Source organism: Micromonospora solifontis (assembly GCF_003725545.1).
Taxonomy (GTDB): domain Bacteria; phylum Actinomycetota; class Actinomycetes; order Mycobacteriales; family Micromonosporaceae; genus Micromonospora; species Micromonospora solifontis.
Window position 1 is genome coordinate 37,721 of sequence record NZ_RJLN01000031.1, and the last position, 26,967, is coordinate 64,687.

Below are 26,967 nucleotides of genomic sequence, written 5' to 3' on the forward strand. Positions count from 1 at the left end.
ACCGGTCGGCCGGGCGGCGAGCGCAACCCGGCCCGGCCCGGCCTGCCCCGCCCCGGACCTGGCCTGACTACCCTGGACCGCTGTGACCGATACCGCCGCCGCGTCGGTGCCGCCCGCCGCGGACCCCACCTTCACGCCCCCGACTCTCGGCCGCCGTTTCGGCGCGCTGGTCATCGACTGGGTGCTCTGCCTGCTGATCTCCAGGATCTTCGCCGACCCGACCCGGGACGGCTGGGCCCCGGTGCTGGTGCTGATCCTCGAGTACGGCTTCTTCCTCGGCCTGTTCGCCCAGACCCCGGGCATGTACGTCACCCGGATCCGCTGCCTGTCCTGGGCCGACGGCGGCCGGATCGGGCTGCCCCGCGCCCTGCTGCGCGGCGTCCTGCTCGCCCTGGTCGTGCCCGCCCTGATCATGGACGGGCACCGGCGCGGCCTGCACGACCGCCTCGCCGGCTCGGTCATCGCCGACGCCCCCCGTCCCACCCGCCGCTGACCGCACCCCACCCGCCACCCGCCCCGACCGCGCCGGCCCGCGCCGCGCCGCGGCCGCGCCGCGCCGGCGTCCCGCCCGCCCCGGTACGCGCTGTTTCCGGGAAAGAGTGCCCTCCGGGCGCCGGATGACCACTCTTTCCCGGAAACAGCGCGGATCAGGGGGGTGGGGTGGGGCGCGGAACGGGGGTGGGGGGTGGAAAGAAGAGGAGCCGGGCCCGTGCGGGGCCGGCTCCTTTTCGCGTACGTCGAGGGTCAGCGACCCCGGGTCTGGCGGAACGCGCCGCGCGGCGGCCGCATGTTCTTCGGGATCGCGCCCTTGGGCATCTGCGGGCGGGCGGTGAGCGCCTTGAGCCGCTTGTCGAGCGCGTTGACGTCCTTGGGGGTCAGGGTGCGGGGCAGCCGCATCAGCGTCATCCGCAGCTTGCGGATCGGCAGTTCGCCCTCGCCCTGGCCAATCACGTAGTCGTGCAGCGGGGCGGAGCCGATCACCTTGGCCAGCCGGCGCTTCTCCTGGCCGAGCAGGCCGCGCACCCGTTGCGGGTTCCCCTCGGCCAGCAGGATCACGCCCGGCCGGCCGATCACCAGGTGCACCATGTCCATCTGGGTGGTGGAGCTGACCGCCGGGGTGACCCGCCAGTCGCCGCGCATGCTCTCCATGATCTGCGCGGCCGCGCCCGGCTGCCCCTCGGCGGCGTTCATCATCGCCTTGTTGGACCGCAGGTTGAGCACGATCAGCACGGCGAGCAGGGCGAACAGGATGCCGATCGGCAGCCAGATCCAACCCCAGAGGAGCACCGCGACCACGGTGAGCGCGAGCGGGATCAGCACCGCCGCCGCGGTCAGCGGCGCGAACCACCGGTCCTGCTTGGCGGTGAACTGGAACACCATCCCGATCTGCTTCAGCCGCTGGCCGAACGAGACCTTCTCCTGGGGCTTTGCCATGCCGCAGAGTCTAGTGGTCGCCCCGCGAACCGTTGATCCGTGGCCGCCAGTCCGCGACGGCTGAGTACCTTACGGCGCTGCCGGGCCCCTGAGGCCCCCCGGTAAGGAGGGGGAGCGGCCGAAGATCAGGCGGCGGACCCATGCCCCGGGGGCACCTTCGCGCGGAAAGTCAATGTCGACAGCGAAACGACACCCGACAGGGGAGATCGAAATGTTCGGCAACGACGCAGACCTGATGCTCACGATCCACCGCAGCCACGCCTCCGAGCTCCAGGCCGACGCGGCCCGCGACCGGCTCGCCCGGTCGCTGCCCCGCCGCCACTCGCGCGGCTGGCTCAGCCGGCGTCACCACGCGACCCGTACGACCGACGCCCGGCGATGATCACCGTCGGCGAGAGGAGGGGCCCCTCGTCGACGCCGGGTGAGGCGAACGGGCCCCTCCTCAACGGCGTCCCGGCCGGCCCTGCGGGGGCTGGTGCGGGCGATCACGGTCCGGCCGCCACGGGGGCGGCCGGACCGGCGGCCGGCGGGCCGGGAGATCGGCCGGTCGGCGGGGACGGCGCGGCCGGCCGTCGTGGCATGCTCGACGGCGTGACCGTACGCGCCGCCAGCACCGTCCTCGTCGGCCGCCACGAGGAACTGGCCGCCCTGCGCGCCGCGCTCGGCCGGGCCCGCGCCGGGGAGCCCACCACGGTGCTGGTCGGCGGCGAGGCCGGGGTGGGTAAGACCCGGCTGCTGGAGGAGTTCGCCGCGCTGGCCGGCGACCTCGAGGTCCGGGTGCTGGTCGGCCAGTGCCTGGAGCTCGGCGAGGCCGGCCTGCCCTTCGCGCCGTTCGCCGCGGCGCTGCGCGAGGTGCTGCGCCGGGACGGCCCGGACGTCTTCGCCGGGTACGAGGCGGAGTTCGCCCGCCTGCTGCCGGAACTGGCCCGGGTGCCGGCCGGCATCGCCGCGCCCACCGGCCTGCCCGTCTCCGACACCCCGCGCGGCTACCTGTTCGACCTGGTCGCCGACCTGTTCGGGCGGATCGCCGAGGACCAGCCGCTGGTGCTGGTGATCGAGGACCTGCACTGGGCCGACCGGTCCACCCGGGATCTGATCGGTTTCCTGGTCCGGGCCGCCCGCGCCGCCCGCCTGCTGCTGGTCTGCACGTACCGCACCGACGAGCTGCACCGCGGCCACCCGCTGCGGCCCTTCCTCGCCGAGCTGGACCGGGCGCGCGGGGTGGACCGGGTGGAGCTGAGCCGGCTCGACCGGGACGGCACCGCCGCCATCCTCGCCGACCTGCTCGGCGCCGAACCCGCGCCGCGGGCCGTCGACGACGTGCACGGGCGTACCCAGGGCAACCCCTTCTTCATCGAGGAGCTGGCCGCCGCCGGCGACCCGGTGGGCTGCGCGGTGCTGCCCGAGACCCTGCGCGACCTGCTGCTGGCCCGGGTCGACCGGCTGCCCGAACCCGCCCAGCGGGTGCTGCGGATCGCCGCCGCCGGCGGCACCCGCTTCGCCCACCAACTGCTCGCCGAGGTCGCCGGCCTGCCCGAGCCGGAGCTGGAGGACGCGCTGCGCGCCGCGGTTGCCGCCCAGCTCGTGGTGGCCGACCCGGACGGCGACTACGAGTTCCGGCACGCCCTGGTCCGCGAGGCCGTCCACGACGAGCTGCTCCCCGGCGAGCACGCCCGGCTGCACGCCCGGTACGCGGCCGCGATCGAGGCGCAGCCGCACCTGGTGGCCGCCGGGCGCGCGCCGGCCGAGATCGCCCACCACTGGTACGCCGCCCACGACCACCCGCGCGCCCTGCTCGCCGCCCGCGTGGCGGCCTGCGCCGCCGCCGACCGGTACGCGTACGCCGAGCAGAGCCGGCTGCTGGAACGCGTGCTGGAGCTGTGGGAACTGGTGCCCGACGCCGCCGATCGGCTCGGCATGGACCACCTGCGGGTGCTGGAGGAGACCCTCGCGGCGGCCACCACCGCCGGCGACTACAACCGGGCGCTCACCCTCACCCGGGCCGCCCTGTCCGAGGTGGACACCGACGCCGAGCCGCTGCGCGCCGCCCGCCTGCTCGACCAGCGCGGCCGGCTGCTCGCCCTGCTCGGCAAGAGCGACGGCACCGCCGAGGTGCGCCGGGCGTACGAGCTGGCGGCGGGGGTGCCGGACGGCCCCGAGCGGGTACGGCTGCTCGCCGACATCGCGGCCCACCTGGCGAAGATCGATCCCGAGCAGGCCGGCTCGGTGGCCGCCGAGGCGATGGTCGCGGCCGAGGCGATCGGCGAGGACGTGGCCCTGCTGCCGACCCGGATCGCCATGCTCTGCCGCACCAGCAAGACCCCCGACCTGGGGCTCGCCGAGCTGCGCCGGGCGGAAACCCTGGCCCGGGCCACCGGCAACGCGCCCGCGCTGGTCAGCGCCCTGGTGCACCTCTCCGACGTGCTCTACGAGCTGGGCCGCTACGCCGAGTCGGCCGAGACGGCCGCCGCCGGGGTCAGCGAGGCGCGCCGGTTCGGGATCAGCCGCTCCACCGGGGCGTACCTGCTGTCCAACCGGGCCGAGGCGCTGATCGCGCTGGGTCGTTGGGACGAGGCGGACGCGGCCTGCGCGGAGGCCGCGCGGATCGACCCGCCGGGCGTGTCCGGGCTGCACTGGCTCCAGCTCCGCGCCGGGCTGCGGCTGGCCCGCGCGCACCCGGCCGCCGACGAGCTGGTCGGCCGGGCGCTGGCCTTCCTGGCCCGGCCCTACCTCTGGCCGAACCACCGGCTGCCGCTGCACGAGCTGCGCATCGAGGCCGCCCTCGCCGCCGACGACAAGCTGGCGGCGCTCGCGGCGAGCCGCGCCGCCCTCGCCGACGAGCGGCTCGCCCACCTCCCCCGGGAGGGCTGGCCGGTGCTCACCGCGGTGGCCCGGACCGCCGCGCTGACCGGCGACGCCGGGCTGGCCGGCGAGGCGTCCGCGGTGGCCGCCGCCCTGCCCGCCCGCTACCCGGCGGAGCAGGCACACGCCGCCCAGGTAGCCGCGATCCTGGCCGGCACGGGTACCGGGACCGGCGTTGGCGCCGCTGGCGGCGGGGTGCTGGCGGCCTGGCGGGTGGCGGTCGAGGCGTGGCGGACGGCCGGGCAGCCGTACCCGCTGGGCCGGGCGCTGCTCGGGCTCGCCGAGGCGGCCGCCACGGCCGGCGACCGGGACGCGGTCGCGGCGGCGGTCCGGGAGGCCGGCGAGATCGCCACCCGGCTCGGCGCCGCCCCGCTGGGCGAGCAGGTCGCCACCCTGGCCCGCCGGGTCGGGCTGCGTGGCGGCGGCCGTCCCGGCCCGGACCTGCTCACCAGCCGCGAGCAGGAGGTGCTGCGGCTGGTCGCCGAGGGACACAGCAACAGCCGGATCGCCGAGCGGCTCTTCATCTCGCCGAAGACGGCCAGCGTGCACGTGTCCCGGATCATCGCGAAGCTGGACGTCCGCAACCGGGTGGAGGCGGCCGCGCTGGCCCACCGCCTCGGCCTGCTCACCTCGACCCCGCCCGAACCGCGCAGGCCGAGCGCCGCCTCCTGAGGGGACATCGGCTCGGCGGCGCGGTCCGCTGCCGGGCGGTGCGGCTGACCGCGGGAGCCGGGACGGGGGACACCCGGCCGGGATCTACCTGCGGGTCAGGTAGATCCGCCACCCGTCGACGGTGACCACCTCGAGCCCGCCCCGGTCTCGACCGAGCCGGCCGTCCAGCCGGGCGGCCAGCGGCGACCCCACGGGCGCGACCCACGCCGCCACCGGGTCGGCCGCCACCGCCCGCCGGTACGTGGGCAGCCGGTCGAAGCCGGGCCGCAGCTCGTCGTCGACCACCGCGCAGATCACGTTCTCGCCGCTGGCGAAGGTGAGCCGGTTGCACGTCCAGTAGCCGCCCCACACGTGCCGTACGCCGAGCGCGCCCAGGGTGTCGACGAGGGCGCGGTGCCGATCGGCCTCGTCGTGCACGGCGGGCACCCGCGCGACGGCGGTGACGGTGGCCACGGCGGCCGTGCCGAGCACGGCGGTCAGCACCCCGACCGCCGCCAGGCTCGCCGCCCGGCCGAGCCGGCCCCCTGCCGGCTCGTCGCTGATCGACTGCACGTCGGCGAGATCGGGGTGTCCGAACGCGCCGGATACCGCCAGTTCGCCGATCCGGCGTCGCAAGGGAAGCCCCGACCGTCGGGAGTGGAGGGGTGCCCGCCGTGCGGCGTGCCACAGTGGCCAGAGCAGGGCTGGCGTGGCGATCGCCAGGCAGGAGAGGTAGCGGGCGCTCTCGATCGGGGTCCGGCCGGCCGAGCTGCTCACCGTGTACGCCGCCAGCACCGCCACCGCCGCGCCGAGCAACGCCAACCGCACCGCCGCCGACAATCGCCGCTCGTCCTCCCCGGATCTCGGGCACCCTCCAGGCAGGACGGACGGGGCGGGGCCAGGACCCGCCGGCGAGACCGGCCGGAGCGCCGGGGTGGGCGGGAGCACCGGAGCAGGCGGTGCGGACGGGTGAGCCGTTGCGGACACGGTGGAGTGAGGTGCGAGCGCTGGAACCGGGGGAGTCGCCCGGAGGGTGCGCGCGGCGGTGACCACCGCCAGCAGCAGCAGAGGCGGGAAGGCGACCGCCCACCAGAGCTGCCAGCCGGCGCAGTGGCTCGGCGAGCAGAAGCCCATGCCCAGCGGTGGCCCGAGCACCAGGCCGCCGTGCAGCCGCCCGGCCCAGCTCGCCGCCGCCTCCCCGCCGCCGGCCGCGAGGACCGCGGTGAGCGGGTTGCGGCCGTGCCGGACGCTGTCCAGCAGCATCGGCGCCGCGCCGAGCAGCAGCGCCCCGGCCAGCACAAGGCCCGCCCGCCCGGCCAGTTCCCGGCGCCGCCGCACGGCCAGCACCACGCCGGTGCCGAGGACGAATGGCAGGATCAGCGGGTCGACCCAGAGCATCAGCCCCGACACCAGGCCCCAGGCCGCCCAGCGGGGCAGCCGCGCTTTCGTCCGGTCGGCGGCGAGCGCCACGGTGAGCAGGGCGAGGCCGACTCCGGCCGGGTTCAGCTCGGGATAGCCGCCCCCGGCGATGAGCTGGTTCTTGAGCACCCGGTCGGAGCCGAGCGCGAGGAAGCCGACGACCAGCAGGGCGAACCAGGGATCGCCGCCGAGCCGGCGGGTGAGCCGCCAGGACAGGGCGAGGAAGAGCGCGTACAAAGCCAGGGTGGGCAGCCGTAGGACGAGCACCGACGGTCCGGTGAGCGCGATCAGCGGCGCGGCCAGGTACGCCTCCAGCGTGCCCATGTACGCCTGGCCGTAGAACCAGACGGGGAAGTGCTCACCCCGGGCGATGTGCAGGGCGGCCAGCCCCATGGTCGCCTCGTCGCTGTTGCTGGGCGGCGCGTCGGCGAGCAGCAGGGCCAGCCGGTAGCCGACCCCGGCCACCCCGACGAGCAGGGCGAGCAGCGCCGGCAGCCGGGGACGCCGGGGCGTACGCGGGCGGGTGGCCTCGCGTGGCTCCTGGCGTACCCCGGCGGTCATGCCTGCGATCATGGCATCCGGACGGCGGCCGGCGGCGGGTGACGCGGCATCCGGCCCCGCCCGGCCTCACCGGCTTGGGGCGCGGGCCGCGCCGCGGCGCGGGCCTCAGCCGGCGGCGGGGACCGCCTCGCGGGCCGTGAGGGCCTGCTGGTAGAGCCGCCCGGCCCGGTACGACGAGCGGACCAGCGGGCCGCTCATCACGCCGGCGAAGCCGATCTCCTCGGCCTCCTCGCGCAGCTCGACGAACTCCTCCGGCTTGACCCAGCGGGTGACCGGGTGGTGCCGGGGGGAGGGGCGCAGGTACTGGGTGATGGTGATCAGCTCGCAGCCGGCCTCGTGCAGGTCGCGCAGCGCCTGGGAGACCTCGGCCCGCTCCTCGCCCATGCCGAGGATCAGGTTGCTCTTGGTGACCAGGCCGGCGGCGCGGGCCTGGCGGATCACGTCGAGGGAGCGCTCGTAGCGGAACGCCGGCCGGATCCGCTTGAAGATCCGCGGCACGGTCTCCACGTTGTGGGCGAGGACCTCGGGGCGCGACCCGAAGACCTCGGCGAGCTGCTCCGGCACGGCGTTGAAGTCGGGGATCAGCAGCTCGACGCCGCAACCGGACTGCAGGGCGTGGATCTGCCGGACCGTCTCGGCGTAGAGCCAGGCGCCGCCGTCGGGCAGGTCGTCGCGGGCGACCCCGGTGATGGTGGCGTAGCGCAGGCCCATCGCGGCGACCGACTCGGCGACCCGGCGGGGCTCGTCGGCGTCGAACTCGGCCGGCTTACCGGTGTCGATCTGGCAGAAGTCGCAGCGCCGGGTGCACTGGTCGCCGCCGATGAGGAAGGTGGCCTCGCGGTCCTCCCAGCATTCGTAGATGTTGGGGCAGCCGGCCTCCTGGCAGACGGTGTGCAGCCCTTCGCGCGAGACCAGCCCGCGCAGCTGGGTGTACTCCGGGCCCATCTTGGCCTTGACCTTGATCCACGGCGGTTTGCGCTCGATCGGCGTCTCGGCGTTGCGCGCCTCGATCCGCAGCATGCGCCGCCCCTCAGGGGCGACCGTCGCGGTGGGCGGTGCCTGCTCAGTCGTCGGCGCGGAGTGCTCGATCGTCACGAAACCGAGCCTACGCCGGACGGCGGCAATCGATGAACGGCGGGCGACGGTCGTCACGCCCCGAATGTTGTGACACCGGACACGAGGGGCGAGAAACCTCCGTCACACGGGCCGGCGAAGGGTGCTAGCGTGCCGGCAAAGCTGCGACGGAGCCGAGTAGCGGGCCGATCCGCCAGCCCAGAGAGCCGCCGGTTGCTGCGAGGCGGTCTGGCGCCGGCCCCGCGAAGACCCTCCCGAGCTGCGGGAAGAACGGCGCTTCCGCGCTCAGTAGAGCCCGCCCGGCTGGCCCCGGTCAACAGGCGACGAACGAGGCTCCCGGGAGACCGGGGGCGAAGGTGTGGTGGCACCGCGAGGTTCCCGCTCGCCCACACCTCCCGGGGCTGAGGCGATGCTTCGCCGCCCGAGGGCGGCGCAGGCGTTGCGATCGACCGAGGAGCAGCCCAACCATGCACCGCATCCTGTCCACCCAGCTCAGCCACCAGGTCGGCGAATCCGTCCGGATCGCCGGCTGGGTGCACCGCCGCCGGCTGCTCAAGTCGGTGGCCTTCCTGATCGTCCGGGACGCCGCCGGCCTGGCCCAGGTGGTGGTCACCGACCCCGAGGTCCGCGCCGCCGTCGAGGCGCTGCCGGAGGAGACCGTCGTCGAGGTCGTCGGCACGGTCGTCGCGAACCCGACCGTCCCCGCCGGGGTCGAGGTCGTCGAGCCCACGGTACGGCCGCTCGGGCCGCCCGCCGTGCCGCCGCCGTTCGACCTGTACCGGCCGGTGCTCACCGCCACCCTGCCCACCCAGCTCGACCACGCCCCGACCGCGCTGCGCCACCCGACCCGCTCGGCGGCGCTGCGGATCTCGGCGGCGGCGGTGGCCGGTTTTCGGGCCACCCTGGACGCCCGCGACTTCGTGGAGATCCACACGCCGAAGGTGGTCGCCTCGTCCACCGAGAGCGGGGCGAACGTCTTCGCGCTGGACTGGTTCGGCCGGCCCGCGTACCTGGCCCAGTCGCCGCAGTTCTACAAGCAGCTCATGGTCGGCGTCTTCGAGCGGGTGTACGAGGTGGGGCCGGTGTTCCGGGCCGAGCCGCACGACACCGTCCGGCACCTGGCCCAGTACACCTCGCTCGACGTAGAGCTGGGCTTCGTCGCCGACCACCGGGACGTGATGCTGGTGCTCCGGGACACCCTGGCCGGAATGCTGGAGGCGGTTCGGGAGCGGGCGGGCGCAGCGCTCGCCAAACTCGGTGTCGCGCCGCCCGAGGTGCCGGCGGAGATCCCCGCGGTGCACTTCACCGAGGCGCTGAAGATCGCCGGGGCGCCGGCGGACGAGCCGGACCTGGCCCCCGCGCACGAGCGGGCGTTGGGCGAGTGGGCCCGCCGGGAGCACGGCTCGGACTTCCTCTTCGTCACCGGCTACCCGATGGCGAAGCGGCCGTTCTACACCCACCCGGACCCGGCCCGGCCGGCCCACTCCAACGGCTTCGACCTGCTGTTCCGGGGCATGGAGCTGGTCACCGGCGGGCAGCGGCTGCACCGGTACGAGGACTACCTGGCCGCGCTCGCGGCGCGGGGCGAGCCAATCGAGCCGTACGCCGGCTACGTGGACGCCTTCCGGCACGGCATGCCGCCGCACGGCGGCTTCGCCATCGGCCTGGAACGCTTCGTCGCCCGACTGACCGGCGTGGCCAACGTCCGCGAGGTCACCGCCTTCCCGCGCGACCTGCACCGGCTCACCCCCTGACGCCACGAAGAAATCCGGGGGCGCGGTAAACCTGGCCGCGCCCCCGGCCCGTGTAACCCGCGAGGGAGAGGACACCCAGCCGATGCACGGGGATGACGAGCGGCAGTTCACCAACCGGGTCGACGCGCGGGCGCCCGCGTTGCGGCGTACCGCGTTCCTGATCTGCGGCGACCGGCACGCCGCCGACGACGCCGCGCAGACGACGCTGACGAAGCTGACGAAGCTCTACCTGGCGTGGCCCGGCTGACCCGGCGGGACGAGATCGACGGGTACGCCTGGCGGGTGCCGCGCACCGGATCCTCGGCACACTGCTCGGGCTGCTCACCAGCGCGGTGCTGCTCGCGCCGCACCTGCCGCCGTACGCCACCGTGCTCGTGGTGGCGGTGCTGCAGATCGTCACCGAGCTGCTGGTCGGGCGGAACTACGGCCTGGCGCTGCTGTTCATCACCCCGATGGCGCTGCTGATGGGGCAGCTCGCGGTGGCCCGTCCCACCGGGCAGCTGCTCTTCGACCGGGGGGTGGAGACGGTGATCGGGGCCGGCATCGGCGGCCTGATCGTGGTCTGCGAACCGTGGTTGCGGTCGAGAATCAGCCGCTAGCACCCGGTCCGGCCGGATGAACGCCAGCGCCGCCTGGGCGTGGTGCTCATCGGCCTGCACCCCGTACGGCAGGCGCATCGCGACGAAGGTCGCCGGGTGGCCGGCCGCGCGGGCCCGTTCCGCGGCGAGCTGGCAGAGCCGCCCGGCGGTGGTGGAGTCCACGCCGCCGCTGATGCCCAGGACCAGGGTGGTCAACCCGGTGTCGACGAGGCGGTCGGCGAGGAAGACGACCCGCCGCTCGATCTCCGCGGCGGCGTCGAAGGTCGCCGGCACCTGGAGGTCCTCGGCGATCTGCCGCTGGGTGGACAGCACGTCGGTCATCGGGGGTCCTTTCGGGTCGGGCGGGACCGGAGGAGGTCGGCCGGATCAGGCGGGGCCGAGCACGGTGCGCGGGGGCTTCACGAACTCGACCTTCGCCTCGACCATCCGCCGGTAGGTGGCGTCGAAGTCGTCGACCCGGAGGAAGAAGCCGACCCGGCCGTGGGTCTGGTCGCCGACCGCCGCCCGCTGGTGCTCGCCATCGGCGCGGGCCAGCAGCAGCCCGGTGCCGCCGCCCGGCGGGCGGACCACCACCCAGCGCTTCGGCCGGCCGTCGTTGGTCAGGGACGGCTTGTCCTCGACCAGCTCGAAGCCGAGCACCTCGGTGAAGAAGGCGATCGCCGGGTCGTACTCGGCGACGACGAGGGCGACGAGATCGATCCGCACCGGACGAGGGTACGCGGTCAGCCGGACAGCTCGTCGCGCCGTCGGCGCAGGTGGTCCGCCTGCGGTGCGCTCAGGTCCAGCGCCAGCGCCCGGTCGTACGCGGCGACCGCCTCGGCCGGGCGGTCGAGGCGGCGCAGCAGCTCGGCGCGGTCGGGCCGGCCGGTCAGCGCGTCGAGGTCCCCGCTCCGGGACACCACGCCGCGGAAATTTCCCGTCAGACCTCGACGAGGGTGGCGAGGTGCCGCTCGACCACGGGGAGCACGTCGGCGACGGTGACCGGCCGGCCCAGCTCGGCGGTGAGGGAGGTGACCCCGGCGTCCCGGATTCCGCACGGCACGATCCGGTCGAAGTAGGTCAGGTCGCAGTCGCAGTTGATCGAGAAGCCGTGCAGGGTGACGCCCCGGGCCACCCGGATGCCGATGGCGGCCACCTTGCGGGCCGGCCCCCGGTCGTCCTCCGGCACCCAGACGCCGCTGCGCCCCTCGACCCGGCCGGCGGTCAGGCCGAACTCGGCGCAGACGTCGATCAGCATCTGCTCCACCCGCCGGACGTACGCGACCACGTCCACCGGGTCGGGCAGGGTGACGATCGGGTAGCCGACGAGCTGCCCCGGCCCGTGCCAGGTGATCTTGCCGCCGCGATCGACGTCGATGACCGGGGTGCCGTCCATCGGCCGGTCCCACGGCTCGGTCCGCTTGCCGGCGGTGTAGACGCTGGGGTGCTCCAGCAGCAGCACGGTGTCGCCCTGCTCGCCGGCCACCACGGCCGCGTGCAGGCGGCGCTGCTCGTCCCAGGCGGCCTGGTAGTCGAGCACACCGGCACGGACGGCGGTCAGCCCGGAAGTCGTCACGCTCACCCGTCCAGCCTAGACCCGCCGGCCCCGGTCGGGCGGCGTGAGCCTCGTCGCGTCCGGGCTCAGCCCGGGGGCACCCGCCAGATCCACACGTCGTCCACCCGCTGCGGCGGGCCGAGCAGGGCGGTGGCGGTGCGCCGCAGCGCCTCCTCGTCGACGTCGTACTTGGCACCGTGCACCCGGTCGGCCAGCACCACCGTCTCCACCCGCCAGTAGTGCAGGTCGGCCAGGGACTCCCGGATGCTGCCGTCGGTGATGATCGGCACGTACCCGGTCTTGCCGGCCTGGTCCATCAGCGAGTCGAAGGTGCGCGGCACCGGGCCGATCCGGCCCCGGCCGTCGGGCCCGCCGGGGCCGAGGAAGAAGCCGGCCGGGATGCGGAACTCGCCCTGCCGGTGGGAGAGGGCGTACGCCTGCCAGCGCTGACCGTCCGGGTAGACGTCGAGGGTCAGCGGCAGCGGGGTGAGCACCCCGCCGGGGGAGACGTACCGCTGCCAGGTGCCGCTGGTGACGAACCGCGGGATCGGCTCCCGCACGCTGGTCAGCAGCGGGGTGGGCAGCAGCGGCAGCAGCGCCACGGCGAAGCCGGCCGCCCAGGCCAGCTCGGTCCGGCGGTGCCGGGGCGGCCGGGCCCGCAGCCGATCGACCGTGTACGCCAGCAGCAGGCCGAGCACCGGCGCGACGACCAGGGCCAGCCGGGACGGCAGCGCCGCGTTGATCACCGGTAGGTTGTCCAGCACCCCGAACGGCAGGAGCTGGTCGGTGCGGCGGCCGTTCCACTTGGCCTTCGGCCCCCAGGAGAGCACCGCGAACACCACGGCGGTGGCGCCGAGCGCGGTGAGCGTGGCCCGGAACGCCCGGTCGGCCCGGGTCCAGAGGAAGCCGAAGCAGGCGACGGCGAGCACCAGCAGCGGGAGGCCGAAGAAGGAGTTCTCCTCGGTGGGGTTGGGGGCCAGCGAGGTGCCGAGCCCGGCCCACCCGGCGAGGGAGCGGCGCGGGTATGACCCGTACGCGGCGATGTCCTCGGAGTGGATGAGCGGGTCGAAGCCGGTGCCGTGGAAGCGTTGCGGCCCGGCGAAGTGCAGCCACAGCGGGTACGCCAGCAACACTCCGGCCACCGCCGCGGTCACCCCGAGCCCGCGCAGGAAGTTCGGCAGCGCGGCGGCGACCTCGGCCCGACGGGCCGGGTGCGGCGCCCAGACCGCCAGGAAGAACGCCAGCGCCAGGGCGGTGAAGAAGAGCCCCTCGGCGGCGATGGAGAAGGCGACCGCGACCAGCACCCCGAGCAGGATCCCGCCGCGGACCGCCCGGCCGGGGCGGCGCAGCCGGAACACGCCCCAGATCAGCAGGGGCACCAGCCAGCCGGCGGTCCAGTTCAGGTGCGCGTTGGCGTGCGACACCATCGCCGGGCAGTAGGCGATGAAGAGCGCCCCGACCGCGGCGGCCAGCCGGCTGGCCACCAGGTGCCGGCTCAGCAGCCAGTACCAGGCCACCGCGGTGGCGGCGAGGTTCAGGGTGAGGATCACCAGGAAGGTCGCCGGCGGCCCGATCAGGTACGTCAGCGGCGCGAACACCACCGCGTACGCGGTGATCGAGGTGTTGACCGCGAGGTTCACCCCGTCCGGCACGTTGATCAAATAGGTGAAGAGCGGGTTGTCGCCGTGGGTGACGGCGTGCCCGCCGAAGGCCAGCAGCCACTCGAAGAGCGCCTGGTCGCTGGAGTTCACGGTGATCGCGCGGCTGTTCGGGTCCCGCCACATGCCGCTGGTCACCCAGAACGCCAGCGTCACGGCGGCGACCAGCACGACCAGGTCGGCCCGCCGGTCCCGGCGGGCGGGCGCGGACGCGGGCGACGGGCTGGCGGCCAGGGACGGCGAGGACGGCACGGAGCGGACGTTACCAACCGGACCTGGACACGCCGGTCAGACACGAAACCTGCTGGCCCGACCGGCGGCCAACACTTCGGCGTTGGTGAATGTGTGAGCGGCGGCCATTCCGGGCCGGGAAACGCGGACGTAACGTTCCGGCAACTCGGGGGTGACCCAGTTCACATTCCGCAACCAGGGAGGTCGCCGTGCGCCGCTCCTCATCCCTTCTCACCCGGCTCGCCGGGGCGGCGGCCGGCGTCGTGCTGGCCGCCGCCGCCGTGCTCACCGCCGCCCTGCCCGCGCAGGCCGCCACGCTCACCCAGGTCACCGGCTTCGGCTCCAACCCCGGCAACCTGGCCATGTACGCGTACCGCCCGGACGGCCTGCCGGCCAACGCCCCGGCCGTGGTGCTGCTGCACGGCTGCACCCAGGACGCCTCCGGCTACTTCACCAACTCGGGCTGGCAGAAGTACGCCGACCTGTGGAAGTTCGCACTGATCGTGCCGCAGCAGTCCAGCAGCAACAACGCCAACTCCTGCTTCAACTGGTTCGAGACCGGTGACACCGCCCGCGGCCAGGGCGAGGCGCTGTCCATCAAGCAGATGGTCGACTACGCCAAGACGAACTACGGCGTGGACAGCGGCCGGGTCTACGTCAGCGGCCTCTCCGCCGGCGCGGCGATGAGCGCCGTCATGCTCGCCACCTACCCGGACGTCTTCGCCGCCGGCTCGATCATCGCCGGCATCCCATACCGCTGCGCCACCAGCATGGTCAACGCCTTCTCCTGCATGAACCCGGGGGTGGACAAGACTCCGGCGCAGTGGGGCGACCTGGTCCGCAACGCCTACTCCGGCTACTCCGGCCCGCGCCCCCGGGTGGCCGTCTGGCACGGCACCTCGGACACCACCGTCGCGCCGATGAACGCGACCGAGTCCCGCGACCAGTGGACCAACGTGCTGGGCGTCTCGCAGACCCCGACCAGCACCGCCTCCCTGCCCGGCGGCACCAGCCTGGAGGTGTACGGCAACGACCAGGTCCGGCTCTACCGGGTCTCCGGCATGGGCCACGGCACCCCGGTGGACCCCGGTTCGGCCACCGACCAGTGCGGCACGGCCACCTCGTACTTCCTGGACACCATCTGCTCGACGTACCGGGACGCGCTCTTCTTCGGCCTCGACGGCGGCACCGCGCCCAGCCCGACCCCGACGGCCACCGCGTCGCCCAGCCCGACGGCGTCCCCGTCGCCGTCGCCGACGGCCTCGCCGGTCTGCGTCACCGCCAGCAACTACGCGCACGTGGCCGCCGGCCGGGCCTACCAGTCCCTCGGCTACGCCTACGCGCTGGGCAGCAACCAGAAGATGGGCCTTTACAACACCTACTACACGACCACCCTGAAGCAGACCGGCCCCAGCTACTGGGTCATCGGCTGCTGACCCCGCCCGCGCGCCGCCCTTGCCGGCTCACTCGGTGAGGGCGGCGCGCAGCGCGCCCGGCAGGTCCGGGTGGGTCCAGTCGAAGCCCGCCTTGCTGAGCACGCCGGGCAGGACGCGGGTGCTGGTCAGCGCCTCGTGGGCGAAGCCGCCCAGGGCGATCTTCAAGGCCACCCCCGGCACCCACATGACCGCCGGCCGGTGCAGCTGCCGGCCCAGTTCCCGGGTGAACTCGGCGTTGGTCACCGGGTGCGGGCCGACCAGGTTGACCGGTCCGGCCAGGTCGTCGCGGCTCAGCAGGAAGGTCAGCGCGTCCAGCCAGTCCCGCATCGAGATCCAGGGCAGCCACTGCCGGCCGTTGCCCAGCCTCCCGCCGACGCCCAGCCGGAACGGCAGCAGCTGCGGCTTGAGCAGCCCGCCGTCGCGGTGCAGCGGCAGGCCGGTGCGCAGCCGCACCACCCGTACGCCGGCGTCCTCAGCGGGGCGGGTCGCCGCCTCCCAGACCCGGCAGACGTCAGCCAGGAAGCCCTCGCCGGCCGGTGCGTCCTCCTCGACCACCCGGTCGCCGGTGTTGCCGTACCAGCCGACGGCGGAGGAGTTGAGCAGGACCGCGGGCCGGTCGGCGGTGGCCAGGCCGGCGATGGTGATCGCGAGAGTGGTGGTGGTGTCCACCCGACTGGAGCGGATCACCTGCTTGTACGCGTCGTTCCAGCGCTTGTCGCCCACCCCGGCGCCGGCCAGGTTGATCACCGCGTTGGCGTCGGCGACCACCTGCGGGTCGAGCTGCGCGGCGGACGGGTTCCACTGCCGCTCGTCGGCGGTGCGGGGTGCGCGGCGGACCAGGCGGGTGACCTGGTGCCCGTCCGCGGTGAGCCGGTCGACCAGTCGGGTGCCGAGAAAGCCGGAGGCCCCGGCCATGAGGATCCGCATGTCCATATCTTCGTTTACGGCGCTGGTCGCGGATGCGTTGAGCGAAATCACTCACCCGTCACTCCCGGGCGCGGTACGCGGGGTCGCGAGCCAACATGCCTGCCAAGGCGAAGTGGGCGCGTCTCTGCCGACGTCGTGCGTCAGGCGATCCGTGTCCTGCAGATGCAGGGCTGGGTGGAGGGCGTCCACGGGGTCGGCGTGTTCGTCGCGAAGGAGCTGCCGGACGGGCGGGACCGGTCCTGAGACCGACATGTCGCTGAGACATGAACATGTCTGAGCGACATACCGCTCTCAAGGGCAGGTGCCGCCCCACGCGACACGCCGCCCCACCACGTCGGCGAGGTGGGGGTGGATCAGCCGGCGAAGCGGGGCAGGAGCGGGGCCAGCGCGTCGACGGCGCCGGCGCGTACCACGAAGCGGGTGATGCCCCAGCGGCGCCGGTGCTGCGCGACCGCCGTGACGATCTCATCGGCCGTGCCGATGAGCACGAACGGGGTGGCCAGCACCTCGGCGGTGGTGAGGCCGGTGTGGGCGGCGATCGACGCGGCGGCGGCCTCGGCGTCGTCGGTGACGGCCACCCGCTGGACCAGCGCCTCCAGCGCGGGCGCGCTGTCCCGCCCGGCCGCCCCGGCGGCCACCTGGTCGAGCTGCGCCTCGATCTGGTCGGCCCGCCACCGCACCCGGTGCGTGTGCCCGTCCGACCGGGTACGCCCGAAGCCGGTCAGACCGACCACGTCGGCGTGCGCGCCGGCCCAGCGCAGCAGCGCCGAGTTGGCCGTACCCAGGGTGAGCGGCACGCGGTCCTGGACCGGGCGTAGCTCGGTGAGCCGGGCGGCGTGCGCGGCCAGCTCCGCGGTGTCCACGGTGACCTCCTCGCCGGCGAGGAGGGCCTGCACGGCCTCGGCGACGGCGACGCACCGGCGGACCCGGCCGGCCACGTCGGGCCGCTCCCGGCCGACTGCCCGCCACTCCGCCGGGGTGTGGCCGGCGCCGAGACCGAGCCGGGCCCGGCCGCCGGAGACCACGTCGAGGGTGGCCACGTCGGTGGCGAGCAGGATCGGCTCCCGGACCCCGGCGTTGGAGACGTACGAGCCGAGGCCGAGCGTGGCCGTCACCCCGGCCGCGGCGGCGAGGGCCACGAACGGCGACGCGCCGTGGCCGGGATGGTCGGCGGCCTGCAGGGCGTCGAAGCCGGCGGCCTCGACGCGGCGAGCCAGATCGGCCCAGCTCGCCGCGTCGGTGGGTCCGGCCTGGACGGAGAAGATCACCATCACCCCAGCATCGCCGGGCGGCCCCGATGCCGGCCAGCCCGAACCCGCCGATTCTGCCGACGGGCGAATCGGCCGCGCCGCCCGGACCGGCGTCAGGCCGCGGCCCGGTGCACCGCTTCGAGCCGGGCCAGGTCGTCCTCGGTGAGGCGCAGCGCCCCGGCGGCCACGTTCTGGGCCAGGTGGTCGGGATTGCCGGTGCCGGGGATGGCGAGGACGTGCGGGCCGCGGTGCAGCGTCCAGGCCAACCGGACCTGGGCCGGGGTCACGCCGTGCTCCCGGGCGACGGCGATCACCTCGTCGTGCTCGACACCGGTCGCCCCGGCCTCCCGTCCGCTGGTGGCGAGGGCGAAGAACGGCACGAACGCGGTCCCGTGGGCGGCGCAGTCGCGGATCAGCGCGTCGTTGCTGAGCCGGTAGCCGAGGCTGTACGAGTTCTGCACGCAGACCACCGGGGCGACGGTACGTGCCTCGGCGACCTGGTGCGGGCGGACGGCCGACACGCCGAGGTGCCGGATCAGCCCGGCGTCGCGCAGTTCGGCGAGGGCCCCGAAGTGCTCGGCCAGCGGCTCCGGGCCGAACACCCGGAGGTTGACCACGTCGAGGTGGTCCCGGCCGAGCTGGCGCAGGTTCTCCTCGACCTGGCCGCGGAGCTGGTCGGGCCGGGCCATCGGCAGCCACTCGCCGGACGGATCCTTGCCCGGCCCGACCTTGGTGGTGATGACCAGCTCCTCCGGGTACGGCCACAGCGCCCGGTTGATCAGCTCGTTGGCCGAGCGCAGCGGCGAGAAGTAGAACGCCGCGGTGTCGATGTGGTTGACGCCCAGCTCGACCGCGCGGCGCAGGACGGCGATCGCCCGGTCCCGGTCGGTCGGGCTGCCGTCGGAATTGGCGGTCAGCCGCATCGCGCCGAAGCCGATCCGGTTGACGGTCAGGTCGCCGAGCTGCCAGGTGCCGGCCGCGGCGGCGTGGATGGTGTCGGTGGTCATGCGGTCTCCGTCCCCCTCGGATGGTGCGCCCGCGCCTGGGGTGGCGCGACGCCGAGCAGTTCCACGGACTCGCCGGCCAGCTGGTTCAACGCGGCGACGAGCTTTCGTTCCTCGTAGCTGAAGTGCGACTCCAGCAGCGCGGCGAGGCCGTCCAGTTCGGCGCGGACCGACCCGGGGTCGGCGGCCTCGGCGAGCAGCGTCTCGATCCGGGTGAGGATCGTCGCCACCACCTTGTGGTCCTCGGCCAGTTCGGCCAGCACCGGCCGAAGTTCGGGCGCCTGCTCGGCCAGGGCCCGGAACGCGCCGCCGTCCTCGCCCGTGTGATGCCGGCCCAGCGCCGCGCAGAAGGCGACGCAGTGCGCCCGTAGCTCGCGGGCCGGGCCGGCGCCGCCGGGGGAGCCCAGGCCCGCGCGGAGGCGGGCCAACTCCTCGCGGAGCCAGTCGTGGATCTCGATCAGTTGGGTGCCGAGGGCGGTCAGCCGCGCGCTCGGTGGATGGGATGCGTGCACATGATTCCCTGCGTTCCCGCGCCTCCATGCCCACGGCGGCCTTCGTGCCGGGTGCACCGCGACGCTGCCCGGCACCATACGCGATCCGCTCGCCGCCCGCGGCCCGGCGTCACTCGCCCTCGTCCGGCTCCGGCGGCAGGTGCCAGCGGGCCCGCCAGGCCGCCTCGTGCGCCTCGTGACTGGTCCGCTCCTCGAAGACGAGCTGCCGCAACGCGCGGCGGCCCGCGTCGAAGATCACCACCTCGGCGACCACCATGCCGACGCAGATCGCGGTCAGCAGGGTGAGGGCACCCAGCGCGGGCAGCAGCTCGGCCACCGGGATGGTCACCGCGAGCAGGATGACCGTGCCGACCCGGGTCCAGCTCAGCGTGCGCAGGGTACGCAGCTGGAACAGCATGTTGCCGCAGAGGTAGCAGATCACCCCGCCGAACAGCAGCGGCTCGCCGGGCCCCTTGGCCGGCAGCCAGTTGGAGACGTTCGGGTCGGTGATCTGGTGCACGATCTCCTCGGCGCCGAGCGCGAAGAGGATGATCCCGGCGATCATCGGCAGGTAGAAGTACGCGTACGCGTCGCGGGCCATGGCCACCCGGGGCCCGTCCTCGGCGGCGTGCAGGGCGATCCGCGCGGCCGGTCCGATCATGTCGTAGTGCGCCCACCAGAGCGCGGCGGTGAAGAAAATGCCGAGCACCGCCGCGGCCACGGCCGCCAGGGTGGGCGGCTGGCCGAGCAGGTTGCTGCCCACCCCGACCGAGATGACCGACTCGCCGAGCGCGATGATCAGGATCAGGTCGTACCGCTCGGTCCAGTGCTCGGCGGAGGCCACTCCCCAACCCCAGGTGCCGGCGAGGATGCCGGTGGTGTACTGGAGCAGCACCACCGTACCCCACAGCGCGTCGCGGATCAGCGACGCCGAGGTCAGGCCGTCGAGCTGCGGCGGGACCAGCGCGGCCACCCCCAGCAGCAGGGTGCTGCCGATCACCTCCGGGGCGAACCGCATGAGCTGCCGGCGCTCGTTCGGGCTGTCCCGCACGGCGTGCAGGTAGAGCAGCAGGTGCACCACGCGGATCACGGTGTAGCTGACCGCGGCGACGATCGGCCCGGCGGCGTTGCCGCGCGGGTCCCGGAACGCGTTCGGCAGGGACAGGGCGAAGGTGAACAGCGCCGCCATGCCGAGCGTCATCAGCACCGGCACGAAACCCTCGCCGAGCCGGACCCGGGTGGCGACCACGCTGTGCACCACCCACGACCACCAGAGCACGGCCAGGACGAGGAGGGCGTGCAGCAGTGAGCCGGCGGTGATCTGCAGCGCGGTGGCCCGGGTGATGATGAAGAACGAGAAGACGAAGACCAGGTCGAAGAAGACCTCGAACCGGTCCACCCGGGCACCGGGGGCCACGGGCACCGCCGGCCCGAGACGTCGCCGCCGCCCGAAGCCGCTCACCGCACGAGTCTGTCAGCGGCCAGTCGCTCGCGGGGCCGGAACCGCCCGGCTACCCGGCGGAGGCCTCGTCCGGTCGGGTGCGCGGCCGCCGCCAGGCCGTCTCGTGCCTCTCCTGCGCGACCCGCTCCTCGAGCAGCGCGGCGTGCAACGCCCGACGGGGGCCGGCGAAGACGACCGCCTCCACCGCCACCAGCAGGACGGTCACCGTCGCGACGACCGCGACGGCCAGCAGGATGGGCAGGTGCACGGCCAGCGGCACCAGTACGCCGAGGGTGACCACCGCGCCGACCCGGGTCCAGGAGACCGTGCCCAGGGTACGCAGTTGGAACAGCAGATCGCCGACGAGGAAGCAGATCGTGCCGGCGTAGAGCAGGGCCATCCCCGGGCCGTGCACCGGTTCGCTCAGCCCGACATGAGGGCTACCCACCTGGTGCAGCATCTCCTCGCCGCCGAGCGCGAAGATCACGATGCCGACGAGCATGACCAGGTAGAGGTCGGCGTACGCGTCCCGGACCAGGCGGATCCGCGCGCGGCCGTGGGTGCCGTGCAGGGCGAGCCGGGAGGCGGGCGCGATGAGGTCGAAGTGCAGCCACCAGAGGCCGTAGATGCCGACGATGCCCATCGCCGCCGCCAGGAGGAGGCGCCAGGTGATGGGGCGTCCGACCACGTCGCTACCCACGCCGACCGAGATCAGCGACTCGCCGAGGGCGATCATGAGGATGAGGTCGTACCGCTCGGCCAGGTGCTCGGCGGAGGTCACCACCCAGCCCCGGGCACCGGTCAGCAGAGGGGTCGCGTACTGGAACAGCACGAGGAGGATCCAGATCCCGTCGCGCAGGTGAGCGGCGGCCCCCGGGTCGCCCAGCTGTGGCGGTGCCAGGGCGGCGACGAACAGCAGCGCGGTGCTGCAGGACAACTCGACCGCGTAGGGCCGGATCTTGCGCAACTCCTGGGGATGCTTCCGGATGGCGTACCGGTAGACCAGGTAGTGCACCAGGCGGATCACCAGGTAGCTGCAGGCGATCACGAGGGGCCCGGGAAGTCCCACCGCGGGGTCCCGGAACGCCCGCGGACTGGCCAGGGCGAACGCGAAGAGGGCCACGATGGCGAGCGCCATCACCAGCGGAACGAAACCCTCGCCCAACCGGATCCGGTTGGCGACCAGGCTGTGCACGACCCAGCACCACCAGAGCACGGCCAGCAGCAGCACGGCGTGCAGCAGCCCCCGAGCGGAAAGATCGGCGGCGGTGGCCCGCGCGATGATGAAGAAGGAGAAGACGTAGACCAGATCGAAGAAGACCTCGAACCGGTCCACCCGCGCCCCGGGAGCCGCCTGGACGGCGGGGCCGAGGCGCCGCTCCCATCCGCCGCCCACCCGCCAAGTGTGGCAACCCGCGCTGGGCCGCAGGCCGGATTGCGCTCAGCCCGGCTCGATGGGCGACGAAAGGGGCGCGCGGCGGATGCCGCGCGCCCCTTTTGCCCGATGGTGCGTCAGAGCCCCAGCTCGGCCTCGAAGTTTCCGGCCTCCAGCCGCTCCTTGACCGCGACGAGGAAGCGGGCCGCGTCCGCGCCGTCGATCAGCCGGTGGTCGTACGACAGGGCCAGGTAGACCATCGAGCGGATCGCGACGACCTCGCCCAGCTCCGGGTCGTTGACCACGACCGGCCGCTTCACCACGGCACCGGTGCCGAGCATCGCCGACTGCGGCGACGGCACGATCGGGGTGTCGAAGAGCGCGCCCCGGCTGCCGGTGTTGGTCAGCGTGAAGGTCGCGCCGGCGATCTCGTCCGGGCTGATCTTGTTGATCCGGGTGCGCTCGGCCAGGTCGGCGACCCGCTTGGCGATCCCGCCCAGGTTGAGGTCACCGGCGTTGTGGATGACCGGGACCAGCAGGCCCCGCTCGGTGTCCACCGCGATGCCGAGGTGCTCCGCGTCCGGGTAGGTGATCGTGCCGGCCTCGAGGTCCATGCTGGCGTTGACGATCGGGTACGTCTGCAGCGCCTCGATGGCCGCCAGGGCGAAGAACGGCAGGAAGGACAGCTTCACGCCGTGCCGCTGCTGGAAGGAGTCCTTGGCCTGGGCCCGCAGCTTGGCGATCCGGGTGACGTCCACCTCGATCACGGTGGTCAGCTGCGCCATCTCGTGCAGCGACTGCTGCATCCGCTTGGCGATGGCCGCGCGGATCCGCGGCAGCTTCTCGGTGCTGCCCCGCTTCGCGCTCGGCTGCGGCTTCGCGGCCGGCTGGGCCGGGGCCTTGGCGGCGGGCGCGGCGGCGGCCGGCTGGGCGGCCGGCGCGGCCTTGGCGGCCTTCGCCCGCTCGGCCGCCTCCAGCACGTCCTGCTTGCGGATCCGCCCGCCCACACCGGTGCCGTTGACCGAGGAGAGGTCGACGCCGTGCTCGGCGGCCAGCTTGCGTACCAGCGGGGTGACGTACCCGGCGGCCTCCTCGCCGCCGCCCTGGACCGGGGCGGTCGGGCGCTGCGGCGTCGGGGTCGGCGCGGCGGGCTGCGCCGCCTGCTCGACCTTGGCCGGCTGGGCGGCCTGCTCCGCCTCGGCGGCCGGCTCGTTGTACGACACGCCCGGGGTCGGCTCCTCGACCTTGGGCTCCGGGGCCGGCTTCGGCTCCGGCTTCGCCTCGGCCTTGGGCTCCGGCTTCGGCTGGGCCGGGGCGGCACCGGCCGCGCCGACGATCGCCAGCACGCCGCCGACCTCGGCGGTCTCGTCCTCGGCGACCTTGATCTCCAGCAGCGTGCCGGCGACCGGCGACGGGATCTCGGTGTCCACCTTGTCGGTGGAGACCTCCAGCAGCGGCTCGTCCACCTCGACGGTCTCGCCGACCTGCTTGAGCCAGCGGGTCACCGTACCCTCGGTGACGCTCTCGCCCAGGGCCGGCATCTTGACCTCGGTGCCCTCGCCCGACGGCGCCGCCGCCGGGGCCGGCTCCTGCACGGCCGGCTGCTCCGCCTCGGCCTGGGGCTCGGCGGCGGCCTCCGCGGCCTGCTCGGCCGGGGCCTCCTGCTGCGGGGCGGCCCCACCGGCCTCCTCGCCCTCACCGGCGATGACGGCCAGCTCGCTGCCGACCTCGGCGGTCTCGTCCTCGCCGACCACGATCCGGCTCAGCACGCCCGCCGCGGGCGACGGGATCTCGGTGTCCACCTTGTCGGTCGACACCTCGAGCAGCGGCTCGTCGACCTCGACGGTGTCACCCTCCTGCTTGAGCCAGCGCGTGACGGTGCCCTCGGTGACGCTCTCGCCGAGCCGGGGCATGGTGACCGATACCGGCATGTTCTCCAGACTCCTTCATTCCCCTGGTGGGATCATCGCCCGTCGCCGGACGCCGCGGTTGTCGTGTCAGGCGTGCGCGTGCAGCGGCTTGCCGGCCAGGGCCAGGTGCGCCTCGCCCAGGGCCTCGTTCTGCGTCGGGTGGGCGTGCACGAGCTGCGCCACCTCGGCCGGGTACGCCTCCCAGTTGTAGATGAGCTGCGCCTCGCCGATCAGCTCACCGACCCGGGCGCCGACCATGTGCACGCCGACCACCGGGCCGTCGTCCACCCGGACCAGCTTCACGTGGCCGGCGGTCTTGAGGATCTGGCTCTTGCCGTTGCCACCCAGGTTGTAGTTGTAGGTCTTGATCTTGTCGGCGCCGTACTGCTCCTTGGCCTTCGCCTCGGTCAGGCCGACCGACGCCAGCTCCGGGTCGCAGTAGGTGACCCGCGGGATGCCGGCCTCGTCGATCACGGCCGGGTTCTGGCCGGCGATCTCCTCGGCGACGAAGATGCCCTGCTGGAAGCCGCGGTGCGCGAGCTGCAGGCCGGGCACGATGTCGCCGACCGCGTAGACGTTCGGCACGTTGGTGCGCAGCCGCTCGTCGGTCAGCACGTAGCCGCGGTCCATCTTGACGCCCTGCTCCTCGTAGCCGAGGTTGGCGGTGTTCGGGCCGCGGCCGACGGCGACCAGCAGCAGCTCGGCCTCGACCGTGTCGCCGCCCTGGATGGTCAGCTTGACGCCGTTCTCGGTCTTCTCGACCTTCTCGAACGGCTTGCCGACCTTGAAGTTGATCTTCCGCTTGCGGAACGCCCGCTCCAGCGCCTTCGACGACTCCTCGTCCTCGGCGGCCACCAGGCGGGGCAGCGCCTCGACGATGGTCACGTCCACCCCGAAGGACTTCCACACGCTCGCGAACTCGACGCCGATCACGCCGCCGCCGAGCACGATCGCCGACGCCGGCACCCGGTCCAGGACCAGGGCGTGGTCGCTGGTGATGATCCGCTCGCCGTCGATCTCCAGGCCGGGCAGGCTCTTCGCGTACGAGCCGGAGGCCAGGACGATGTTGCGGCCGGTGTAGCGCTTGCCGTCCACCTCGACGGCGTTGGGCGCGACCAGCTTGCCGTGCCCCTCGACGATGGTGATCGCCTTGTTGCTCTTGAGCATCCCCTGGAGGCCCTTGTACAGGCGGGCGATCACGCCGTCCTTGTACGAGTTGACCGCCGCCATGTCGATGCCGACCAGTTCGGCCTTGACGCCGAACTGCTCCGACTCGCGGGTCTGGTCGGCGATCTCGGCGGCGTGCAGCAGGGCCTTGGTCGGGATGCAGCCGTTGTGCAGGCAGGTCCCGCCCAGCTTGCCCTTCTCGATCAGCGCGACCGTCAGGCCGAGCTGGACGGCGCGCAGGGCGGTCGCGTAGCCGCCGCTACCACCTCCGAGGATGACGATGTCGAAGGTCGAGTCGTTCGGCTGGCTCACATCCAACTCCCAGGTCGCGTCACTGCATCGGGGGTTACGGCGGAGTAACAGGCACACCCCACCTCGGTCATCTTGTCACCACCCGGGACGGAGCGCGTAGTGAGGTGCCCAACGACACGTCGTCGACACGTACGCTTGGCACCGTCTTCGATGACGGACGGGGGAGGAGTGGATCCGGTGGCGCTGTTCCGACGACGCAAGCGGGCCGGCGCGGTGAGCCGCGACCGGGCCGCCGATCGCGCCGATCTGGCCCACCTTGAGAACTTCATCCGGACCCGACGCGGGGTCGAGGCGTACCTGGAACCGCGGACCACCGTCACCGAGACCACGGTCATGCTGATCGCCGACGACGGCGAGTGGACCCGCCGCCGGATCGGCAGCCCGGACGAGGCCCGCCGCTGGGCCCACAAGCTGGCCATCCCCATCTACGACGTCCGCCTGATGGGCTACCCCCAGCGCATGCGCGACTACAACGAACGCCGCAAGCGCCGCCCCGAACTCTTCTAACCCCCCGCGCCCGCCCCGCGCCCGCCCCGCGCCCGCCCCCGCGCCCGGCCCGCCCGGCCCGCGCCCGCCCGGCCGGCGCCCCTCTTTCACGGAAATAGTGGCCATCCCATGCGGAATGGCCACTATTTCGGTGAAATTGCGCGGATCTTGGCGCGCGGCGGCGGGGCGCGGGTGCCGCGCGCGGCGGGGCGCGGGTGCCGCGTGTCCGGGGTCAGCCGTTGGCGGCGACGTCCTCGACCAGGTGGAGCAGGGTACGGACCGGGACGCCGGTGCCGCCCTTGGTCCAGTAGCCGGTCGCCTCGCCCGAGTGGTAGCCGGGGCCGGCGATGTCGATGTGCGCCCAGGCCACGTCGTCGGTGACGAACTCGCGCAGGAAGACGCCACCCTGGAGCATGTGCCCGGCCCGGTCCATCACCGCGTTGACCTGGGAGATGTCCGCGACGTCGGAGTCCATGCCCTTGCGCACGTCGTCCGGCAGCGGCATCGGCCAGGCCGGCTCGCCGGTCGCCTCGCCGGCCGCCTTGACCCGCTCGCACAGCTCCGGGGAGCCCATCACGCCGGCGATCCGCTTGCCCAGCGCGATCACCTGGCCGCCGGTCAGGGTGGAGGTCTCGAACAGGTAGTCCGTGCCGTCCTCGCAGGCTCGCGCGATGGCGTCGGCCAGGATCATCCGGCCCTCGGCGTCGGTGTTGAGCACCTCCACCTTCTTGCCGCTGTACATGCTGATCACGTCGCCCGGCCGGTAGCTGGTGCCCGACGGCATGTTCTCGGCCATCGGCAGGTAGCCGGTGACCGCCACGGACGGCTTGAGCGCCGCCACCGCGAGCATGGCCGCGCCGACCGCCGCCGCGCCGGCCATGTCGGACTTCATCTCCCACATGCCCTGCGCCGGCTTGATCGAGATGCCGCCGGTGTCGAAGGTGATGCCCTTGCCGACGAGGGCCACCCGCTTGCCGGTGCCGCCGCCCTCCGGGGTGTAGGTGAGCTTGACCAGGCGCGGCGGGGCCTCGGAGCCCTGGCCGACGGCGAGGATGCCGCCGTAGCCGCCGGCGGCGAGCGCCTCCTCGTCGAGCACCTCGACGCCGAGCCCGGCCTCCCGGGCGGCGGCGGCCACGGCCTCGGCGAACGCGGGCGGGCGCAGCTCGTTCGGCGCGGTGTTCACCCAGTCGCGGCTGGTCCGCACCGCGCCGGCCACCGCCTGGGCCCGGGTGACCTCGGCCTGGGCGGTCGCGTCCGCGGCGTCCGGGACGGCGACCAGCACCTCGGCCACCGGCTCCCGACGGGCCGGCTGCGGCTTGGTCTTGTAGCCGGCGAACCGGTAGCCGCCGAGCAGCGCGCCCTCGGCGACCGCGCGCAGCGCGGCCGGGGCG

Annotated in this window: 24 protein-coding genes and 1 pseudogene; 8 read left to right on the plus strand and 17 right to left on the minus strand. The window is 74.0% G+C overall.

Annotation, left to right across the window (positions count from 1 at the left end; genetic code table 11):
- Positions 1-82: 82 nt before the first annotated feature.
- Positions 83-493, plus strand: a complete 411-nt coding sequence (locus tag EFE23_RS13410) for an RDD family protein (protein WP_123241245.1) — start codon at positions 83-85, stop codon at positions 491-493.
- 251 nt (positions 494-744) lie between these two features.
- On the opposite strand, the gene EFE23_RS13415 is transcribed toward EFE23_RS13410, so the two are convergent.
- The gene (locus EFE23_RS13415; RefSeq protein ID WP_123241246.1) at positions 745-1,434 is read right to left on the minus strand and encodes a DUF4191 domain-containing protein; all 690 of its coding nucleotides are present in this window, start codon (positions 1,432-1,434) and stop codon (positions 745-747) included.
- A 211-nt stretch (positions 1,435-1,645) separates the two neighbouring features.
- Between EFE23_RS13415 and EFE23_RS28495 the strand changes: the two genes are divergently transcribed.
- On the plus strand, positions 1,646-1,816 hold the full coding sequence (locus EFE23_RS28495) for a hypothetical protein (RefSeq protein WP_199737060.1): 171 nt from the start codon (positions 1,646-1,648) through the stop codon (positions 1,814-1,816).
- A 209-nt stretch (positions 1,817-2,025) separates the two neighbouring features.
- Positions 2,026-4,968, plus strand: coding sequence for a helix-turn-helix transcriptional regulator (locus EFE23_RS29435; protein ID WP_305034508.1), 2,943 nt, complete (start codon positions 2,026-2,028; stop codon positions 4,966-4,968).
- A gap of 84 nt (positions 4,969-5,052) precedes the next feature.
- Here the strand turns inward: EFE23_RS29435 and EFE23_RS13425 are convergent, their stop codons facing one another.
- Together EFE23_RS13425 and lipA are read right to left on the minus strand one after the other, a co-directional pair.
- Entirely contained in the window at positions 5,053-6,927 is a 1,875-nt protein-coding gene (locus EFE23_RS13425) for a DUF423 domain-containing protein (RefSeq protein WP_123241248.1), read from the minus strand.
- Positions 6,928-7,032: 105 nt separating this feature from the next.
- Positions 7,033-8,079 carry a lipoyl synthase gene (gene lipA, locus EFE23_RS13430; RefSeq protein ID WP_199737061.1) on the minus strand — a complete coding sequence of 349 codons (1,047 nt, stop codon included), beginning with the start codon at positions 8,077-8,079 and terminating at the stop codon, positions 7,033-7,035.
- 389 nt (positions 8,080-8,468) lie between these two features.
- Between lipA and aspS the strand changes: the two genes are divergently transcribed.
- From aspS to EFE23_RS28505, 3 genes are all read left to right on the plus strand, one after another.
- Complete coding sequence (gene aspS / locus EFE23_RS13435; RefSeq protein ID WP_123241250.1) at positions 8,469-9,755, plus strand: aspartate--tRNA(Asn) ligase; 1,287 nt, start codon at positions 8,469-8,471, stop codon at positions 9,753-9,755.
- An 82-nt stretch (positions 9,756-9,837) separates the two neighbouring features.
- On the plus strand, positions 9,838-10,002 hold the full coding sequence (locus tag EFE23_RS28500) for an RNA polymerase sigma factor (protein ID WP_199737063.1): 165 nt from the start codon (positions 9,838-9,840) through the stop codon (positions 10,000-10,002).
- Positions 10,003-10,072: 70 nt separating this feature from the next.
- Positions 10,073-10,354 (plus strand): FUSC family protein, encoded by a 282-nt coding sequence (locus EFE23_RS28505; RefSeq protein WP_373684015.1) that lies wholly within the window; start codon positions 10,073-10,075, stop codon positions 10,352-10,354.
- Between the two features lie 21 nt (positions 10,355-10,375).
- Here EFE23_RS28505 and EFE23_RS28510 read toward each other — a convergent pair.
- The 5 genes and pseudogenes from EFE23_RS28510 to EFE23_RS13465 all read right to left on the minus strand — a co-directional run.
- Positions 10,376-10,675, minus strand: a pseudogene (locus tag EFE23_RS28510) (adenine nucleotide alpha hydrolase family protein); the annotation flags it as partial.
- A gap of 45 nt (positions 10,676-10,720) precedes the next feature.
- The gene (locus EFE23_RS13450; RefSeq protein WP_123241252.1) at positions 10,721-11,059 is read right to left on the minus strand and encodes a VOC family protein; all 339 of its coding nucleotides are present in this window, start codon (positions 11,057-11,059) and stop codon (positions 10,721-10,723) included.
- A gap of 17 nt (positions 11,060-11,076) precedes the next feature.
- Positions 11,077-11,256 (minus strand): hypothetical protein, encoded by a 180-nt coding sequence (locus EFE23_RS13455; protein WP_199737062.1) that lies wholly within the window; start codon positions 11,254-11,256, stop codon positions 11,077-11,079.
- A 17-nt stretch (positions 11,257-11,273) separates the two neighbouring features.
- The gene (lipB, locus tag EFE23_RS13460) at positions 11,274-11,915 is read right to left on the minus strand and encodes a lipoyl(octanoyl) transferase LipB (RefSeq protein WP_123241253.1); all 642 of its coding nucleotides are present in this window, start codon (positions 11,913-11,915) and stop codon (positions 11,274-11,276) included.
- A gap of 59 nt (positions 11,916-11,974) precedes the next feature.
- Positions 11,975-13,798: a DUF6311 domain-containing protein gene (locus EFE23_RS13465; protein ID WP_123241254.1), complete on the minus strand. Its 1,824-nt coding sequence runs from the start codon at positions 13,796-13,798 to the stop codon at positions 11,975-11,977.
- Positions 13,799-13,986: 188 nt separating this feature from the next.
- On the opposite strand from EFE23_RS13465, the gene EFE23_RS13470 reads away from it, so the two are divergent.
- Positions 13,987-15,213: an extracellular catalytic domain type 1 short-chain-length polyhydroxyalkanoate depolymerase gene (locus tag EFE23_RS13470; RefSeq protein ID WP_123241255.1), complete on the plus strand. Its 1,227-nt coding sequence runs from the start codon at positions 13,987-13,989 to the stop codon at positions 15,211-15,213.
- Between the two features lie 27 nt (positions 15,214-15,240).
- Here the strand turns inward: EFE23_RS13470 and EFE23_RS13475 are convergent, their stop codons facing one another.
- The 8 genes from EFE23_RS13475 to lpdA all read right to left on the minus strand — a co-directional run bounded on the left by EFE23_RS13475 (position 15,241) and on the right by lpdA (position 25,090).
- A complete protein-coding gene (locus EFE23_RS13475; protein ID WP_123241256.1) occupies positions 15,241-16,140 on the minus strand; it encodes a TIGR01777 family oxidoreductase in 900 nt (299 codons plus the stop codon).
- Positions 16,141-16,493: 353 nt separating this feature from the next.
- On the minus strand, positions 16,494-17,411 hold the full coding sequence (locus tag EFE23_RS13485) for an LLM class flavin-dependent oxidoreductase (protein WP_123241266.1): 918 nt from the start codon (positions 17,409-17,411) through the stop codon (positions 16,494-16,496).
- A 92-nt stretch (positions 17,412-17,503) separates the two neighbouring features.
- On the minus strand, positions 17,504-18,397 hold the full coding sequence (locus tag EFE23_RS13490; protein ID WP_123241257.1) for an oxidoreductase: 894 nt from the start codon (positions 18,395-18,397) through the stop codon (positions 17,504-17,506).
- A complete protein-coding gene (locus tag EFE23_RS13495; RefSeq protein ID WP_233600969.1) occupies positions 18,394-18,906 on the minus strand; it encodes a hemerythrin domain-containing protein in 513 nt (170 codons plus the stop codon). The genes EFE23_RS13490 and EFE23_RS13495 overlap by 4 nt, the downstream gene beginning before the upstream one ends.
- Before the next feature lie 109 nt (positions 18,907-19,015).
- Positions 19,016-20,347, minus strand: a complete 1,332-nt coding sequence (locus tag EFE23_RS13500) for a low temperature requirement protein A (RefSeq protein WP_123241259.1) — start codon at positions 20,345-20,347, stop codon at positions 19,016-19,018.
- A 49-nt stretch (positions 20,348-20,396) separates the two neighbouring features.
- The gene (locus EFE23_RS13505; RefSeq protein ID WP_123241260.1) at positions 20,397-21,722 is read right to left on the minus strand and encodes a low temperature requirement protein A; all 1,326 of its coding nucleotides are present in this window, start codon (positions 21,720-21,722) and stop codon (positions 20,397-20,399) included.
- 116 nt (positions 21,723-21,838) lie between these two features.
- Entirely contained in the window at positions 21,839-23,632 is a 1,794-nt protein-coding gene (gene sucB / locus EFE23_RS13510) for a 2-oxoglutarate dehydrogenase, E2 component, dihydrolipoamide succinyltransferase (RefSeq protein ID WP_123241261.1), read from the minus strand.
- A 66-nt stretch (positions 23,633-23,698) separates the two neighbouring features.
- Positions 23,699-25,090 carry a dihydrolipoyl dehydrogenase gene (gene lpdA / locus EFE23_RS13515; RefSeq protein WP_123241262.1) on the minus strand — a complete coding sequence of 464 codons (1,392 nt, stop codon included), beginning with the start codon at positions 25,088-25,090 and terminating at the stop codon, positions 23,699-23,701.
- Between the two features lie 177 nt (positions 25,091-25,267).
- Here lpdA and EFE23_RS13520 point away from each other — a divergent pair, with 177 nt between their 5' ends.
- A complete protein-coding gene (locus EFE23_RS13520; protein WP_123241267.1) occupies positions 25,268-25,597 on the plus strand; it encodes a hypothetical protein in 330 nt (109 codons plus the stop codon).
- 211 nt (positions 25,598-25,808) lie between these two features.
- On the opposite strand, the gene EFE23_RS13525 is transcribed toward EFE23_RS13520, so the two are convergent.
- A partial coding sequence (locus EFE23_RS13525) for a leucyl aminopeptidase (RefSeq protein WP_123241263.1) occupies positions 25,809-26,967 on the minus strand: 1,159 nt, incomplete at its 5' end.